Source organism: Burkholderia sp. LFS061 (assembly GCF_047978125.1).
In the GTDB taxonomy this organism is placed as follows: Bacteria; Pseudomonadota; Gammaproteobacteria; order Burkholderiales; family Burkholderiaceae; genus Burkholderia; species Burkholderia pyrrocinia_C.
This window is the reverse complement of sequence record NZ_JBFPFS010000154.1, coordinates 1-418: the sequence shown is the minus strand read 5'-3', so window position 1 is coordinate 418 and position 418 is coordinate 1. Positions and strand designations below refer to the sequence as shown.

Genomic DNA, 418 nt, shown 5'->3' with positions numbered 1-418 from the left:
CCCTGCGTCGTCGACAGGTCGAGATCGGCGCCCGCCCCCTTCGCCTGCAGCACCGCGCGGTACGAACCGAGCGGCTTCACGCGCGACACGCGCGAACTCATCGAGTCGATCGTCACCGTCAACTGGCCGAACGCGTTGTTGCCGAACAGGCGCCAGTCGGTCCAGCCGAGCCGCACGTCGCCCTGCAGGTCGAGCGTGTTGAACGGCGTGCCGAGCCCCGCGAGCAGCGACGCGGGCACGGCCATCGTGCCCGCCGACAGCACCGCGCCGCGCCACGTCGCATCGAGCGTGACGGCATCGGGCATCGCCTCGGTCTGGCGCATGCGCATCTGCACGCGCCCGGTCAGCAGCGGCCAGAAGCCCGTGGTCCATTCGACCCGGCCCGGCAGCAGCGTCGCCGCGCTCTGGTCGGCGCCCG

General features: G+C 72.7%; 1 protein-coding gene. It reads right to left on the bottom strand.

The features are described from left to right. A partial coding sequence (gene gspN / locus ACNQQL_RS36125) for a type II secretion system protein N (protein WP_347069737.1) occupies window positions 1–418 on the bottom strand: 418 nt, incomplete at both ends.